This is a genomic window from Bacillus sp. JAS24-2 (assembly GCF_008274905.1).
In the GTDB taxonomy this organism is placed as follows: Bacteria; Bacillota; Bacilli; order Bacillales; family Bacillaceae_G; genus Bacillus_A; species Bacillus_A cereus.
This window is the reverse complement of sequence record NZ_CP031068.1, coordinates 155,001-171,450: the sequence shown is the minus strand read 5'-3', so window position 1 is coordinate 171,450 and position 16,450 is coordinate 155,001. Positions and strand designations below refer to the sequence as shown.

The following is a 16,450-nucleotide window of genomic DNA, read 5'->3' as shown; positions in this document are numbered from 1 at the left end:
GAGCTTACGATAATGATTGAATTAAAAAACATATCCAAAGTATTTACAACAAAAAAAGGGAATGTTGAGGCTCTTAAGTCTACTTCCCTTAAAGTAGAAAAAGGCGAGGTATTTGGAATCATTGGGTATAGTGGCGCTGGTAAAAGTACATTGATTCGATGTGTAAATTTATTAGAAAAACCAACGACAGGAAATATCATTGTAAACGAACAAGACTTAACAACGTTATCGACAAAAGAACTAGCAAAATCGAGACAAAAAATCGGAATGATCTTCCAAGGATTCAATTTACTTAAAACTGTTACCGTTTATGAAAATATCGCATTACCGTTACGGCTTGCTGGCATTCCAAAAGCAGAAATTGAAAAAAGAGTAGAAAAGTATTTACGCATTGTCGATCTTTTTAATAGAAAAGATGCGTATCCAAGCGAACTTTCTGGTGGTCAAAAACAGCGTGTTGCAATTGCTCGTGCGCTATCACATGAACCTGAAGTGTTATTAAGTGATGAAGCAACGAGCGCATTAGATCCCGAAACAACCGATTCTATCCTTGATTTGTTATTAAAGATTAACGAAGAAATCGGAATTACGATTTTACTCATTACACATGAAATGAATGTCATCCAGCGTATATGTGACCGCGTTGCTGTTATGGAACATGGATCTGTAGTCGAAAGTGGGACTGTAAAAGATATTTTCACAAACCCACAACATGTAACCACGAAGAAATTTGTAAATAGCGCATTTGCAGCGAAAATTCCAAAAGAGGTACAGAAAGAACTACAAAGTACTGGAGAAATTGTAACACTTTCATTTATTGGCACTACTTCAGGGGAACCTGCCTTAGCCGTTGCCACAAAACGTTTCCAAGTGTATCCGAATATTTTATCCGGTAATATTACGCAGTTAAAACATGAAGCATATGGGAAACTAGTCGTTCATATGCAAGGGGAACAAAATGAAATCCACCGTGCTTTATCATTTTTACAAGAGCAAGGAATCATCGTAGAAGGAGGTAGAACAGATTATGGGAAACAAGTCCTTTTTGGATGAATGGGGTAAAGTCATATGGGAAGCCACAATCCAAACCTTTCAAATGACATCTATCTCATTACTCATCTCGATCCTTATTGCATTACCACTTGGCGTCACACTTGTTTTAACGAGACCTGGTGGACAGCGTGAAAATAAAATCATCTATCCTATTCTTAATACAATTATTAATATCATTCGCTCTCTTCCATTTATCATTCTATTATTCTTTATTTTACCTTTTACAAAGTTTCTAATGGGAACGTCCATTGGCGTGCAAGGTGTTATCGTACCGCTTGTCGTCTTCACAGCCCCTTATATCGCACGTTTAATGGAGACAGCTTTACTAGAAGTCGATCGCGGTGTCATTGAAGCCTACCAAGCGATGGGCGTTTCTACTATAAAAATCATTTGGCACGTTATGGTGAAAGAAGCACGTCCCTCCCTTGTACTCGGATTAACAATCGCAACGATCGGCTTAATCGGCGCAACAGCAATGGCTGGACTTGTAGGTGCTGGCGGTCTTGGTGATTTAGCATATCGATTCGGCCATTTACGCTACGAACCGGAAGTAATGTATGCAACCGTCTTTATTTTAATTATCCTCGTTCAAGGGCTACAGTCTTTAGGGAATGGTGTTGCACGAAGATTGAAGAAAGATTAAAAAAGAAGGCATCTCACCCTGGTGAGATGCCTTCTTTTTTATCTTTTAAATCCACCTTCTGAATGAATAACTTGCCCAGTAATCCACTCGGCCTCTTCACTTACTAAAAATTTAATGAGTCTAGCTGCATCCCTTGGCTCACCAATTCTGCCAAAAGGAAACATCGGCTTTAACCCTTGTTTTATCTCTTCAGTCATCCATCCTGTATCGGTTGGTCCTGGATTAATTGCATTCACTGTTATTCCTAAATGAGCTACCTCTGCTGACAACGTACTAGTAAGAGCATCAATAGCTCCCTTCGTTGTCGCATAAGCTAGTTCTCCTGCCATAGGACCTTGAAATTGCCCCGAAGTAATATTAACAATTCTACCACCAGATTTCTTATCAAATCCCCGGGAAAATTGACTACTGAGCAATGTAGTCGCACGAACATTTACCATATAATGCTTATCTAATTCTTCAGCAGTCAACGTAGAGAAATCATTATTCGTAGAATATGCTGCATTATTAATTAATATATGAGGGTACCCTAATTGTTCAGTAACTTTATTTATAAGCTCTTTTGGTGCATCATTCTGAGTTAAATCTAACTCCATACTTGATACTTTAACACCGTTTTTTAGTAACTCTTCTTTTAATTGTATTTGTTCATTTTTATCAACGCCCCAAGGCATCTCTTTATCGTAAGCTGTCCAATACGTAAAAAATATATCGTATCCTGATTCTGCTAATTCTTTACAAATCGCTGCCCCTATACCATCTAGACGACTTACCCCTGTAATAACTGCTACTTTATTTTTTAATTGGTTCATCATATACTCCTCCAAGTTTAAAGGACGCATATTTTATATAAGAGATATAAACTTTCCCACAAAAAAGACAGATACATAAAATAGGCACCTATCCTTATAAAAGGGATGTACAAGCCAAATATGCATTCCTTGAATGATTTACAGATAACTAAATAAACCCTCGCTTATGAGAGCAAAATTTATCTATCTAGTAGTTTCTAATCATTACAAGTTCATCCACATATTGAGTCTTTGTCTCCTTTACATATATCTCTATTCTTAGTTTATCAAAGCAGATAAAATGTTACAAAAAATAAAACAATTATTCACAACCTATCCTTGTTCACATTCTCTCCATTGTGAATCTTTTCACATTGGATATATAATAAACGTGTAAATACAATATTGGAGGGATTTCAATGGTTATCAATTTTTTAAGAACTGATAAACGTGCTACTTTCATATTATTACTTTTACGACTTTACATAGGATATACATGGTTCGCTGCTGGGATAGGCAAAGTCTTCGGACAATCTTTTGACGCAAGTGGCTTTCTAAAGGGTGCTATTGCTCAAGCATCAGGGGACCACCCTGCAGTACAAAGTTGGTGGGCAGATTTCCTTCAACATTTTGTCCTTCCAAACGCAGACCTATTTAGCTTTTTAGTTCAATGGGGAGAAATTTTAGTAGGTCTAGGTTTGATTTTAGGCGGATTAACAAAAACAGCTGCATTTTTCGGAATCATAATGAATCTTTCATTTTTATTAAGCAGAACTGTTAGTGTAAACCCAAACCTGCTTATTTTGACTATGTTCATTTTAGTTGCAGGGCAGAACGCTGGACGTATTGGATTAGATGGCTATGTTTCCCCTAAACTTTTCCGTAAAAACAACCACAGAACATATAAATTAAGTAAAACTGCGTAGTAACAATTTACTTTTAAAATATAAATAAGAAAAAGAGCCTGAATATAGGCTCTTTTTCTTATTTATCCTAATTTAAACTTTTAATGAACCACGAAAACCTCTGGCAGCATAGTAAGAGTCTGCTCCATTGTGGTACACGAAAACATGTCCAAAGCGATAATCGCAAAATAGAGCACCACCAAGCTCTCTAATATCTGAAGGTGTTTGTACCCAACTCGATGATTTCATATCAAAATCTCCAAGTTGTTGTAACTCTCGATATTGTTCTTCCGTTAATAACTCAATACCCATAGCGGCCGCCACATCAATAGCGTTATTTTCTGGTTTATGCTTTTTTCTTGATTCTAACGCTTCAAGATCATAACAAAGACTTCTGCGGCCTTTAGGACTCTCCTTTGAACAATCATAGAAAGTATATTCGTCCTTTTCTTCATCATAACCAATAACATCCGGCTCACCACCAGTTACTTCCATTTCGTTAAGTGACCACAATTTTTCATTATTAGTAGTCAGCTTCGCTTCAACTTTAGCCCATTCAAGACCTTCATGGCGGTTCATGTTTTTCTCAAAACGAGCTTGCAATACTTTCAATAACTCTTCACGTTTTTCTACTAGTAAGTCATTTTTATTTCCTGTCATATTAGTCCTCCCTGATGTATGTACTGATAGTAGTTTAAGTATATATTTTATAATAAATCATCTCAATATGAAGACCGTTTCAATCATATGTCTTGTACAAACATCTATTACAAAGTCCTAAAACCCTCCATACTCTCTTCAAGCATATAGTGTGAAAACCACATCAAGTTCCGCTTCATAATAGCCACATGAACTCCTGGTTGGTCAGAACTATATGCCATTCCTTTAAATATAATTAATTCTGTATCAACTTCCATATCCATTAATCCTTGATATAGATCATATGCATTTGTAATCGGAATTCTTGCATCCTTTTCCCCATGTTGAATTAAGGTAGGCGTACAAGCTGATTTAATATACGTCATAGGTGATGTCTTCGTATATATATCTGGATCATTCCATGGAGTATTTCCTAAATACATTCTAATAAAGTAAGGTATATCTGTATTTACATAATGGGTACTCCAGTTAGTTATTCCACCGCCAACTGAAATAGCTTTAAACCTGCTACTAAATGTAGAACAAAAAGCTGATACATATCCACCGTTGCTCCATCCCATAACTCCTACTCTATCTTTATCTACTATCCCTTGATCAACTAGTTTATCAACTCCTGATATAACATCGTCGTAGTCAGCAATCCCCTGTTTTCTATAGTTAGCTTTTAAAAATTCATTACCATAACCTGAACTTCCTCTGTAATTTGGCTCTAAAACGATAAAGCCTTTTTCAACAAACTGTTCAATCGGATATTTCTCATTGAAGCAGTCTGAAAATATCGGAAAAGATGCCCAAGCCGGACCACCGTGAATTACTACTAATAAAGGATATTTTTTATTAGTGTCAAACTCTACTGGCGTTGATAAAACACCTTCTATTTCAAGACCATCACTACTTTTCCATGAGATGATTTCCCTGTTACTTTTAAGTTTCCCTTTGAAAAAGCTATTTTCATCCGTTATTTTTTTATCGTCTAAATAGATTTCAAAGGTTTCATTTGTTATAGCCTTATTATAGGTTATATGATTTCCATCCTTTGTTATAGAGGCATCCATTATAAAGCCATCTATCTTGTCGCTTAATGCTTCCACAGTGCCATCTTCAGCTAGTAATCCAATACGATAATTCGTTTTATCCTGCCATCTAATTAAAATTCCTTTAGCTGTCCACTGTAATGGCATAACTGTACTATCAAAGTTTGTTAGAGGCTGAATTACCTCTCCAGTATTCATATCATATATCTCTAACGTACTATCTTGTATATGGTTTCTATAGTAATCCTTCTCTCTTATGCTTGCTGTGTAACATATTTTACTGCCGTCAGGAGAAAAGCAAACACTCCCTCCCAACAACTTATCCACATTCAGCTTTTGTAGCTCTCCAGCTTTAATATGGAGTATGTATAGATCTCCATTTATATAATCTGCCATATTTGAGCTTGGTGTCGTTATAAATACAACCTTTTTACCATCATTTGAAATATCAAATTCATGGATATGAAAGTCCTTACCATCCGTTAATTGATAAACAACTCTGTTCTCGTATTCATCTGTATCACTTTGTATCACCTTTTCTATTTCAATGTAATATAAACAATTATTCTGGTGTTCCTTACCTATATGTTGAAAATCTCCATATAGGTCCTTACGTTTCTTTATCTCTTCACATTCTTTTGACTGCGTAACATAATAAAGACCCTTGCCAGTAGGACCCCATTTGAATGTACTGACTCCTTCTTTCTCATCAGTAATTTGAACCTCTCTATAATCATCTAGTGACTTAACAAATATCTGATTTTCCCCATCACCAACTGGACTAAGATATGCGATACACCTAGCATCTGGAGACCATAATGGGTGTGTACTATCTATATCACCATTTGATAATGGGTAACTCTGCTTCTTATCTTTTTCATATATCCATACATGATTCCTATATATATTGTCTTTCCAATCAGCCGTCTTCTTAACAAATGCTACGTTTTTACCATCATCACTTATGTTTGTACTTGATACGGTTGGTAATGAAATAATCTCTTCTATACTTAAATATGTTTTTGCTTTCACTTTCATATAATAAGCCCCTTGTAATGTCCATGAATCTACCGTCTCTTCTTGTCGTAATAAAGGAAATTGTTCACGGATACTTAAAATAGTAACGGAAAATTCAGATAAATAAAAGTGAATCCGATAAAGTAAAACTTTAATCTATAGGGCTCTTTCCGCTTATCAATTTTAGATGTTCTTTTTCGACACAAAAATACCCCTTTAGATAAAATATCTAAAGGGGTGCAAATTTGTAAATTTATTTTAAAGCTATAACTATATTTATTAACCTACCAATCTCCTACTCAACAGTAACAGACTTAGCTAAGTTACGTGGCTTATCAACGTCACACTCGCGGTGAAGTGCTGCGTAGTATGAGATAAGTTGTAATGGAATAACTGCTACTAGCGGTGCTAGCGCTTCGTGTACAGCTGGTAATACGAAGCTGTCACCTTCCATTTCTAAGCCTTTCATTGAGATGATACATGGGTTAGCCCCGCGTGCTACTACTTCTTTCACGTTACCACGAATTCCAAGGTTTACGTGCTCTTGTGTAGCAAGTGCGATAACTGGTGTACCATTTTCAATTAAAGCGATTGTACCGTGTTTTAACTCTCCTCCAGCGAATCCTTCTGCTTGGATGTAAGAGATTTCTTTTAGTTTTAACGCACCTTCTAATCCTACGTAGAAGTCTACGCTACGGCCGATGAAGAAACAGTTACGCGTTGTTGCTAAAAATTGTTTTGCTAATGCGTCCATTTCTTCTTTTTGATCACAAAGTTCTATCATTGCATTTGCTACAAGTCCTAGTTCGTGTGTTAAATCGAAATCAAGAACTTCACCTTTTGCTTTAGCAATATCAGCCGCTAAAATTGAAAGTACTGCAAGCTGTGCTGTGTAAGCTTTCGTTGATGCAACTGCAATTTCTGGTCCAGCGTATAACGGAAGTGTATAATCAGCTTCACGAGAAAGCGTAGAACCAGGCACGTTTGTAATTGTTAATGCTTTATGCCCCATTTCATTTGTTTGTACAAGTACTGCACGGCTATCAGCTGTTTCACCACTTTGTGAAATGTAAATGAAGAATGGTCTTTCTGTTAATAATGGCATGTTGTAAGAGAATTCACTTGCCACGTGTACTTCAACTGGCATTTTTGCAAACTTCTCGATAAATTGTTTTCCAACAAGACCTGCATGATAACTCGTTCCACATGCAATGATGTAAATGCGATCGCTATCTAAAATCGCATTGCGGATGTCTTGATTTAATTCAATTTCGCCATTTTCATCTTGATACTTTTGAATTATATTACGGATTACAAGTGGTTGCTCATCGATTTCTTTAAGCATGAAATGAGGATATGTTCCCTTTTCAATATCACTTGCGTCTAATTCCGCTGTAAACGGTGCACGTTCAATCGTTTCACCTTGTAAGTTTTTAATTGTAATACTTTCTTTCGTTACGATTACGATTTCTTTATCCATTAGCTCAATGAATTGATCTGTAACTTGTAACATCGCCATAGCGTCGCTTGCCACAACATTAAAGTTGTCACCAACACCTACTAATAGCGGGCTTTTGTTTTTAGCAACATAAATCATGTTTGGATTTTCAGCATCAAGTAATCCGATTGCATAAGAGCCATGTAAAAGAGATAGCGTATTACGGAACGCTTCTTCTACACTTAATCCTGTGCTCACTTGTTGTTCCATAAGCTGTACGATAACCTCTGTATCTGTTTCACTTACGAACGTTACATCTTGTAAATATTCCTTTTTCACTAATTCATAGTTTTCAATTACACCGTTATGAACTAATGTAAAGCGTTTTGATGTACTTTGATGCGGATGCGCGTTTACTTTACTTGGAACACCGTGTGTAGCCCAGCGTGTGTGTCCGATACCTACGCTTGCTGCTACGTTCTCATCTACGATTTCACGAAGTTTTGCGATACGGCCTTTTTCTTTGTATACAACAACACCGTTCTCTGCTTGTACTGCAATACCTGCTGAATCATATCCACGATATTCTAGCTTTTCTAAACCTTTTAATAAAATTTCCTTTGCATCTTGCTCTCCAATAAATCCTACGATTCCACACATGTTTAGTCGCCGTTACAAATGCTTACACTGCTCTGCGAACATGTAACGACATAGTCCGATACCATTTTTATTTATACTAAAAAACGGATTACATATTGCTAGCCCTGTAAGCTTGTAACGGCTTTCACCTTCCTCTCGATTGGGTTTAAGTCCGTATATACTTATACAGCTAGTTTTCATCCGTTCCTCTTCTCTCATCACACTTTCACCTTTGTCCACTAAGTCACCTTAATGATTTAAGTAAAAGCTTGCGGTTGTGATGAACAACCGGGAGTCATCCGCCGAAATCTCGATAAACCCCACCTCGTCAACTACACTATTTGTAGTTCTGGCGCTTTTATAATTTACAATATTTCCTTTGAGAAAAAGAACAAGACCATCTTATAACAAACATGGATAAACCGTCAATGAAATTTTTTTCATCGTCTATAAAACATATGAAAAAGGAGCACTTTTTGTGCTCCTTTTTCATATGAATTCAGCTAATTATTCAGCGCCAACTTCGGCTTTCACAACTTCTACAATGCGATGTACATATGCATCACAAACTTCTTGTGTTGGTGCTTCTGCCATTACACGAATAAGTGGCTCTGTTCCAGATGGGCGAACAAGAATACGGCCATCACCGTTCATTTCTTCCTCTACAACACGAATAATTTCTTTAATTTTTTCATTTTCTAATGCTAATTTTTTATCTGTTACACGAACGTTTACTAGCAATTGTGGGAATTTCGTCATTTCCCCTGCAAGCTCAGATAATGGCTTTTTCGTCATTTTCATGATGTTTACAAGTTGAAGTGCACTTAACATTCCATCACCAGTTGTAATGTAATCAAGTAAGATAATATGGCCTGATTGTTCTCCACCTAGGTTGTAACCTCCGCGCTTCATTTCTTCCATTACGTAGCGGTCACCAACTGCTGTTTTATCACTTGTAATATTATTTGCTTCAAGTGCTTTGTAGAAACCTAAGTTACTCATAACAGTTGAAACAACTGTATTATGTTTTAATTGACCAGTTTCTTTCATGTACTTCGCACAAATGAACATAATTTGATCACCGTCAACGATGTTTCCTTTTTCGTCTACAGCAATTAAACGGTCGCCATCGCCATCAAAAGCAAGTCCAATATCCGCACCTTTTTCTTTTACCAATTCAGCTAAGCCTTCTGGATGTGTAGATCCTACACCCTCATTAATATTCATACCATTTGGAGAAGTTCCCATCGTTGAAATATCAGCTTCTAGGTCTGCAAATAAGTATGGAGCAAGAGAAGAAGTTGCACCATGTGCACAATCTAAAGCGATATGTAGGCCAGAGAAATCTTCTTCAACAGTTTGTTTAATGTACTGTAAATATTTTTGTCCACCTTCAAAGTAATCACTCACTTGTCCAAGATTAGTACCTGTCGGACGTGGTAGTTCATCAACTTCTTTGTCTAATAAAGCTTCAATCTCAGCTTCTTGCTCATCTGTTAATTTAAAGCCGTCTGAACCAAAGAATTTAATACCGTTATCTTGTACTGGATTATGAGATGCAGAAATCATAACACCCGCTTGTGCGTCTAGTGCTTTTGTTAAATAAGCAACGCCCGGTGTAGAAATAACGCCAAGGCGCATTACTTCTGCTCCAGTTGATAATAGCCCTGCTACTAAAGCTCCTTCTAACATATGGCCAGATACACGTGTATCACGACCAATAATTACTTTTGGACGATCTGTATCTTTTGTTAATACATAACCACCAAAACGTCCAATTTTGAAAGCTAATTCAGGTGTTAACTCCTTATTTGCAACTCCGCGTACTCCATCTGTACCAAAATATTTACCCATTATGATTCGCTCCTTTTTCTTGCTCTTTTTGATTGTGATTATCTACTGTTGGTTCTTGACTCGTTTCTTTATCTTTATCTTGATTTTGATTTTGGTTTTGATTCTTTTCCTGTTCTTTTTCTGAATCAGGTTCAGGATTTTTTGGTTTCTCATTTTGATTTTCTTGATCGGTGTTTGAATCCGGTTGTTGACCGTTACCCTGTACTTCTTTATCTGGTTTTTCTTTCTTCACAATAGTAACTTTAGCACTTTTTTGTTTTGGCTCTATTGAAATATTACCAGGACCACTCACTTGAATTGAAATATCTTTCGTTCCTGGAGATACATTTTGCAGATTAATTACCGCTGTTATTTGAGCAGCTGTTATTTTATCTACTATACTTGCTTCTCCTGAAATATCAACACTTATCTTTCCATCTTGCGGCGAAAGTAGCTGAGCAGTAACATCTTTAGAAAGTCCATTTTTCTGGATTGGGATACCATCAATCGTTTTTGTTTTCGTTTGTTTTGTTTTTTGCACTCCCACCGAAACCTTCACTTGATTCGGTTTGGCACTTGTTACACCCTTGGGTAATAAAACAGAGGCATCGAATGTTGTAGACTCTGTCAATTGACTAAGATCTACTTCGACCCCCTCTAGCGATTGTATATTATCCAAAATATCTTTTGGACCAGCTATCGTTACTTCTCTCGGTTCAACACTGATATTTGTAACCGCCAATCCTTCTGCTAAACTCCCCTTCTTCGTATACGTTACAGGAACAGTTTTTTCAGTATTATTGGCTGTATTTTGCGTTGCCACATTCAACGTTACACTAATCTTAGATGGACTTGTTCTTACATTTAAACGTTTTCCTTCTTTATTGTATAATGTAACTTCGGGCGTTTTTGTAACAGTTTTATTAACACCTTTTAAATCAACATACGCTTTGGCAGATGAAATGCTTTCAATTTCTTCTTTCGTCCCAACTACCTCAACAGTATCCGGTTTAAGGCTTGATTTTTCTAGAGTAGCCCCCGCTGGCATCTGATCCTCATTTGATAATTTCAGATCTACATGAACATATTTTCTCGCCTTTTCATGAAGAGTAACTTTAATTGTTGATGGCTGAACTGTTCCTTTCACATCATCTGGAAGCCCGTTCGTTTTTAAAGAAATCTCATAAGTTCCTTTTGGACTATCTCGCAAATCAACTGGTATGTCAAATTGTTTTTTTGCTTTTGCTGTAGCAACTGATGCTTTTGGGCCTTCTAATTTTACTTTAACGCCCTCTGCCGGAATACCACTTACAATATATTTCTCCTCATCATACTTAAGATTAATAGCATAATTAGTTAATGTTTCTTTCGTATCATTTGCAAAAGGTAATATACCTGATGTCGTATTTTTTTCAGTTAACGTCGCTGACATAAAAAGCATACACGCCAATAGTAATGAGATCCCTTTTAAAAACCAATGATTCTCCATTAACTTATCCATGACGCTTTCTCCTCCAATTCCATAAAGACGAAGAAGTCGTTTTTTCGTTTCCACTAAATTCAGCTAATAACATATCCTTCAGCTGTTCTGTCTTCAAATCACGATGCAACTTACCATTTTTCGTTAAAGAAATTTGACCAGTTTCTTCAGACACAACTACTGTAATACTATCAGTAACTTCACTAACTCCCATTGCAGCACGATGTCTAGTTCCTAATTCTTTAGAAATAAACGGACTTTCTGATAATGGAAGATAGCATGCTGCTGCTTTAATTGTACTTCCTTGCATAATTACCGCTCCGTCATGAAGAGGTGTATTTGGAATAAAAATATTAATAAGTAATTCCGATGATACGTTTGCATTCAGCGGAATACCCGTTTCCACATAATCACCCATACCGGTCTCTTTTGACAAAGTAATTAATGCACCAATTCTACGTTTCCCCATATATTCGGTTGCTTTTGCTATCGCTGTTGCAACCATTTCAGGTTCATCATCCTCATGCGTTCCAACACGCGAAAATAAACTTCCGCGCCCTAGCTGCTCAAGTGCTCTTCGCAATTCTGGCTGAAAGATAATAATAACGGCTAAAAATCCCCACGTTAATACTTGTTCAGTTAGCCAAGATAGCGTACGCAATTCAAGGAAAATACTGATCATCTTAACGACGATAATAACTGTAATCCCTTTTAAAAGTTGAACAGCTTTTGTCCCTCGGATTATAAGAATTAGCTTATATATAATAAACCATACAATGGCAATATCTAATGCCGTACTAAGATATTTCAAAATGGTCGTATCTTCAAAAGGCATGCTATCCCTTCCTCCTACTTACGAGCAATTCTATCCATATATTGAAATATTGTTTTATGCTCTATCTGTATGTATTTCCAACAACTAGTTAATTATACCATACATGAAACAAACGACAATTACAAACAACCCCCTTTAGCTCAAATTGGTAAGATGTCAAACATTTTTATTGTACAGTATAATATAAATCATTATTATACGCCTATTTTCAAATAAAAAAAGCAACTTCTCAGTTGCTTTTCTTACATTTATTTTAGTTTTTCACCGAATAAAGAACCCATTAAAGCAACTGCTGTTGTTGCCGTTCTATTTCTCTCATCTAAAATCGTATTTACCTCAACAAATTCAGCAGATGTGATAATATCAGCTTCTGCTAACATTTCCATCGCCAAATGACTTTCACGATAAGATAGACCGCCAATTACAGGCGTTCCAACACCTGGTGCATCATGAGGATCAAGACCGTCTAAATCTAATGATAAGTGTACACCATCAGTATGAGATAAATATGCGATTGTTTCTTCCATAACAGCCGTCATCCCCATACGATCAATTTCATGCATTGAGAACACTTTAATACCTTCATTGCGAATGAAATCTTTTTCTCCTTCATCCAATGCACGCGCACCGATAATTACGACATTCTCTTTTTTCACCTTTGGATATGCTCCGTATAAATCTACAAGTGAAGAATGTCCATAACCTAAACTTGCTGCAAGTGACATACCATGAATATTTCCAGATGGTGAAGTTTCCTCTGTATTTAAATCACCGTGTGCATCATACCAAATAACGCCTAAGTTTTTATAATGTTTTGCTACACCAGCTAATGTACCGATAGCAATACTATGGTCACCACCTAATACAAGTGGAAAACGACCTTCTTCTATAATATGATCCACCTTACTTGCTAATTCATTACATACAGTTGCAACTTGTGTAAGGTTTCTTAATTTTGTATTTTCATCTATCTCTTTTTCTCTCTCTATACATATATCTCCCATATCTTTAACGTCATATCCAATTTCTTCAATTCTTTCAATTACCCCTGCATAACGGATCGCGCTCGGTCCCATATCAACTCCACGACGCATCTGTCCTAAATCCATTGGAACTCCAATAACTGAGATTTCTTTTTTCATAGATAGTATCCCCCTTTTATGCCTTCACTAAATATTTTAAATCTTTTATATAGTCTGACTCAACTCGACATTTTTCTGTATGGATATACAATTTATTCACTTATATTCATACTGAAAACCAAATTTCAAGACTATTCTATGTATAAAGTTAACTTAATGAAACAATCGCAATCACTATTATTAAATAATAATAATAAAACACTCCTACATTTAGAAGTGTTTTTCTGATGCTATTTTCCATACTATTGCAATATTTTTTGTTGTCATTTCAATATTTTCTTCTGCTACTTTATATGCTTTTTCTAGTGTCATCGGTCTCGTTGTAATACTAAATACCGCATCTATTCCTTTCTCGTACACAGCTGAATAATCAGATGATACAGACCCTCCAATAGCAATTACAGGCACAGAAAAACGTTTTGCACGCCCCGCAACACCCACAGGAGCCTTTCCATATGCAGTTTGTTTATCTATTCTACCTTCACCAGTTATAATGAGATTTGCATCTTCTATATGTTTATCGAAATTTGTATAATCTAATACAATTTCAATGCCCCTCCGCAAGTCTCCCTTTAACACTGAAATAACAGCCGCTCCCATTCCTCCCGCTGCCCCTGCACCAGGTATTTCAGATACATCAAAAGATACATATCGTTTAAGCATATTCGCATAATGTTGTAAATTCTCATCTAGCTCTTTCATCATCTCTACATTTGCACCCTTTTGTCTCCCAAATATGAAAGATGCTCCCTGCATTCCGACTAATGGATTATCCACATCACATGCCGCTTCTATCTTTACCCCCTTTAAGCGGGGGTCCATTCGTGAAAAATCAATAGCAACAATCGAATGTAATGTGCCTCCAGATGGATCTATTACTTCACCCTTGTCATTTATAAATCTTACTCCTAAAGCTGCTAACATACCTGCCCCACCATCATTTGTAGCACTTCCTCCAAGTCCTAAAATTATGTACTCCACTCCTTGATCTAGCGCATGTAATATAAGTTCTCCTGTTCCTTTTGTCGTTGTAATAAGTGGGTTGCGCTTTTCAACTGGAACGTGCTGTAATCCTGATGCTGCTGCCATTTCAATAAACGCTGTCTTTTTATCTTTAGAAATGCCATAAAAAGCTTGTATACCTTCTCTAAGCGGTCCTGTCACACTAATTGATATAATTCTCCCCCCTGTAGCATCAACAAGTGATTCAACCGTCCCTTCTCCTCCATCTCCAATTGGTATTTTCACATACTCTGCATTAGGAAAAATTGCTCTAAAACCTCTTTCAATAGCTCCACATACTTCTATAGCTTTTAGGCTTTCTTTATATGAATCAGATGCAATAACAACTTTCACAATTATCTCCCCATCCCTTATTTTTACGTTTTCTTCATTTTAAACGACAAGTATAAAAGTTGTCTTTTTAAACACAAAAAAAGCTTACATCATATGATGTAAGCTTTTTTATTTAGATGGAGCCTAGCGGGATCGAACCGCTGACCTCCTGCGTGCAAGGCAGGCGCTCTCCCAGCTGAGCTAAGGCCCCTTATTAATTAAGCGGAAGACGGGATTCGAACCCGCGACCCCAACCTTGGCAAGGTTGTATTCTACCACTGAACTACTTCCGCAAAAATGATGAGCCATGAAGGACTCGAACCTTCGACCCTCTGATTAAAAGTCAGATGCTCTACCAACTGAGCTAATGGCTCGTAAATGGCTGGGCTAGCTGGATTCGAACCAGCGCATGACGGAGTCAAAGTCCGTTGCCTTACCGCTTGGCTATAGCCCATTAATATTTACTAGTATGGTTATCTTTTCAAAAAAATAAACCCTCTCAGGTTATTTTAAAGAAAATGGTGGAGGGGGGCAGATTCGAACTGCCGAACCCGAAGGAGCGGATTTACAGTCCGCCGCGTTTAGCCACTTCGCTACCCCTCCGACATTTTAAATATATATGGTGGAGGATGACGGGATCGAACCGCCGACCCCCTGCTTGTAAGGCAGGTGCTCTCCCAGCTGAGCTAATCCTCCAAAAGTGGTGACCCGTACGGGATTCGAACCCGTGTTACCGCCGTGAAAGGGCGGTGTCTTAACCACTTGACCAACGGGCCAAAAAAGTTTTAAACCTATTCCCAAGCTTCCAACCGGGCTTGAACCGGTGACCTCTTCCTTACCATGGAAGTGCTCTACCAGCTGAGCTATGGAAGCATAATGGCTCCGCAGGTAGGACTCGAACCTACGACCGATCGGTTAACAGCCGATAGCTCTACCACTGAGCTACTGCGGAATAATATTAGCCTGGCAACGTCCTACTCTCACAGGGACAAGGTCCCAACTACCATCGGCGCTAGAGAGCTTAACTTCCGTGTTCGGTATGGGAACGGGTGTGACCTCTCTGCCATCATTACCAGACTTTTATCATTATAAACATTTCTTTCGAAATGTCAAGAAGAAATTTTAATGCATATTCCTTCAAAACTAGATAACATTGCTACATATTATATGGTTAAGTCCTCGATCTATTAGTATTCGTCAGCTCCACATGTCACCATGCTTCCACCTCGAACCTATCAACCTGATCATCTTTCAGGGATCTTACTAGCTTACGCTATGGGAAATCTCATCTTGAGGGGGGCTTCATGCTTAGATGCTTTCAGCACTTATCCCTTCCGCACATAGCTACCCAGCTATGCCCTTGGCAGAACAACTGGTACACCAGCGGTGCGTCCATCCCGGTCCTCTCGTACTAAGGACAGCTCCTCTCAAATTTCCTACGCCCACGACGGATAGGGACCGAACTGTCTCACGACGTTCTGAACCCAGCTCGCGTACCGCTTTAATGGGCGAACAGCCCAACCCTTGGGACCGACTACAGCCCCAGGATGCGATGAGCCGACATCGAGGTGCCAAACCTCCCCGTCGATGTGGACTCTTGGGGGAGATAAGCCTGTTATCCCCGGGGTAGCTTTTATCCGTTGAG

General features: G+C 37.7%; 13 protein-coding genes, 9 tRNA genes and 2 rRNA genes (1 of these 24 running past the window's edge). 3 read left to right on the top strand and 21 right to left on the bottom strand.

Annotated features, from left to right (window positions below; genetic code table 11):
- Window positions 1-12: 12 nt before the first annotated feature.
- Window positions 13-1,053: a methionine ABC transporter ATP-binding protein gene (locus DN407_RS01010; protein ID WP_000571318.1), complete on the top strand. Its 1,041-nt coding sequence runs from the start codon at window positions 13-15 to the stop codon at window positions 1,051-1,053.
- Complete coding sequence (locus DN407_RS01005) at window positions 1,028-1,696, top strand: methionine ABC transporter permease (RefSeq protein WP_000527151.1); 669 nt, start codon at window positions 1,028-1,030, stop codon at window positions 1,694-1,696. Before DN407_RS01010 ends, DN407_RS01005 begins: the two co-directional genes overlap by 26 nt.
- Before the next feature lie 38 nt (window positions 1,697-1,734).
- On the opposite strand, the gene DN407_RS01000 is transcribed toward DN407_RS01005, so the two are convergent.
- On the bottom strand, window positions 1,735-2,511 hold the full coding sequence (locus DN407_RS01000; RefSeq protein ID WP_002098920.1) for an SDR family oxidoreductase: 777 nt from the start codon (window positions 2,509-2,511) through the stop codon (window positions 1,735-1,737).
- 395 nt (window positions 2,512-2,906) lie between these two features.
- Here DN407_RS01000 and DN407_RS00995 point away from each other — a divergent pair, with 395 nt between their 5' ends.
- Window positions 2,907-3,413, top strand: a complete 507-nt coding sequence (locus tag DN407_RS00995; RefSeq protein ID WP_149215932.1) for a DoxX family membrane protein — start codon at window positions 2,907-2,909, stop codon at window positions 3,411-3,413.
- A gap of 72 nt (window positions 3,414-3,485) precedes the next feature.
- Here the strand turns inward: DN407_RS00995 and DN407_RS00990 are convergent, their stop codons facing one another.
- From DN407_RS00990 to DN407_RS00895, 20 genes are all read right to left on the bottom strand, one after another.
- Window positions 3,486-4,052, bottom strand: coding sequence for a DUF4256 domain-containing protein (locus DN407_RS00990; RefSeq protein WP_000147390.1), 567 nt, complete (start codon window positions 4,050-4,052; stop codon window positions 3,486-3,488).
- Window positions 4,053-4,159: 107 nt separating this feature from the next.
- Entirely contained in the window at window positions 4,160-6,124 is a 1,965-nt protein-coding gene (locus DN407_RS00985; RefSeq protein ID WP_149215931.1) for a S9 family peptidase, read from the bottom strand.
- Window positions 6,125-6,398: 274 nt separating this feature from the next.
- Window positions 6,399-8,201, bottom strand: coding sequence for a glutamine--fructose-6-phosphate transaminase (isomerizing) (gene glmS, locus DN407_RS00980; RefSeq protein WP_000334163.1), 1,803 nt, complete (start codon window positions 8,199-8,201; stop codon window positions 6,399-6,401).
- Window positions 8,202-8,213: 12 nt separating this feature from the next.
- Complete coding sequence (locus DN407_RS00975) at window positions 8,214-8,399, bottom strand: hypothetical protein (protein ID WP_001206405.1); 186 nt, start codon at window positions 8,397-8,399, stop codon at window positions 8,214-8,216.
- Between the two features lie 288 nt (window positions 8,400-8,687).
- Window positions 8,688-10,034 (bottom strand): phosphoglucosamine mutase, encoded by a 1,347-nt coding sequence (glmM, locus tag DN407_RS00970; RefSeq protein ID WP_000521476.1) that lies wholly within the window; start codon window positions 10,032-10,034, stop codon window positions 8,688-8,690.
- A complete protein-coding gene (locus DN407_RS00965) occupies window positions 10,027-11,514 on the bottom strand; it encodes a CdaR family protein (protein ID WP_000359598.1) in 1,488 nt (495 codons plus the stop codon). Before DN407_RS00965 ends, glmM begins: the two co-directional genes overlap by 8 nt.
- Entirely contained in the window at window positions 11,507-12,328 is an 822-nt protein-coding gene (gene cdaA, locus DN407_RS00960) for a diadenylate cyclase CdaA (RefSeq protein ID WP_001115697.1), read from the bottom strand. Before cdaA ends, DN407_RS00965 begins: the two co-directional genes overlap by 8 nt.
- 248 nt (window positions 12,329-12,576) lie before the next feature.
- The gene (gene rocF, locus DN407_RS00955) at window positions 12,577-13,470 is read right to left on the bottom strand and encodes an arginase (protein WP_000711563.1); all 894 of its coding nucleotides are present in this window, start codon (window positions 13,468-13,470) and stop codon (window positions 12,577-12,579) included.
- A gap of 210 nt (window positions 13,471-13,680) precedes the next feature.
- Window positions 13,681-14,826, bottom strand: a complete 1,146-nt coding sequence (locus tag DN407_RS00950) for a glycerate kinase (protein WP_149215930.1) — start codon at window positions 14,824-14,826, stop codon at window positions 13,681-13,683.
- Window positions 14,827-14,943: 117 nt separating this feature from the next.
- Window positions 14,944-15,016: transfer RNA gene (locus tag DN407_RS00945), tRNA-Ala, on the bottom strand.
- Between the two features lie 10 nt (window positions 15,017-15,026).
- Window positions 15,027-15,098: transfer RNA gene (locus DN407_RS00940), tRNA-Gly, on the bottom strand.
- Between the two features lie 8 nt (window positions 15,099-15,106).
- Window positions 15,107-15,179: transfer RNA gene (locus DN407_RS00935), tRNA-Lys, on the bottom strand.
- A 5-nt stretch (window positions 15,180-15,184) separates the two neighbouring features.
- Window positions 15,185-15,259 (bottom strand) — tRNA-Gln (locus tag DN407_RS00930).
- Window positions 15,260-15,324: 65 nt separating this feature from the next.
- Window positions 15,325-15,408: transfer RNA gene (locus DN407_RS00925), tRNA-Tyr, on the bottom strand.
- Window positions 15,409-15,425: 17 nt separating this feature from the next.
- Window positions 15,426-15,501, bottom strand: a tRNA-Val gene (locus DN407_RS00920).
- A gap of 5 nt (window positions 15,502-15,506) precedes the next feature.
- Window positions 15,507-15,581: transfer RNA gene (locus tag DN407_RS00915), tRNA-Glu, on the bottom strand.
- Between the two features lie 24 nt (window positions 15,582-15,605).
- Window positions 15,606-15,678 (bottom strand) — tRNA-Thr (locus tag DN407_RS00910).
- A 4-nt stretch (window positions 15,679-15,682) separates the two neighbouring features.
- Window positions 15,683-15,757: transfer RNA gene (locus tag DN407_RS00905), tRNA-Asn, on the bottom strand.
- Window positions 15,758-15,766: 9 nt separating this feature from the next.
- Window positions 15,767-15,882 (bottom strand): 5S ribosomal RNA (gene rrf / locus DN407_RS00900).
- A 90-nt stretch (window positions 15,883-15,972) separates the two neighbouring features.
- Window positions 15,973-16,450, bottom strand: a 23S ribosomal RNA gene (locus DN407_RS00895); it runs 2,444 nt beyond the window's last position.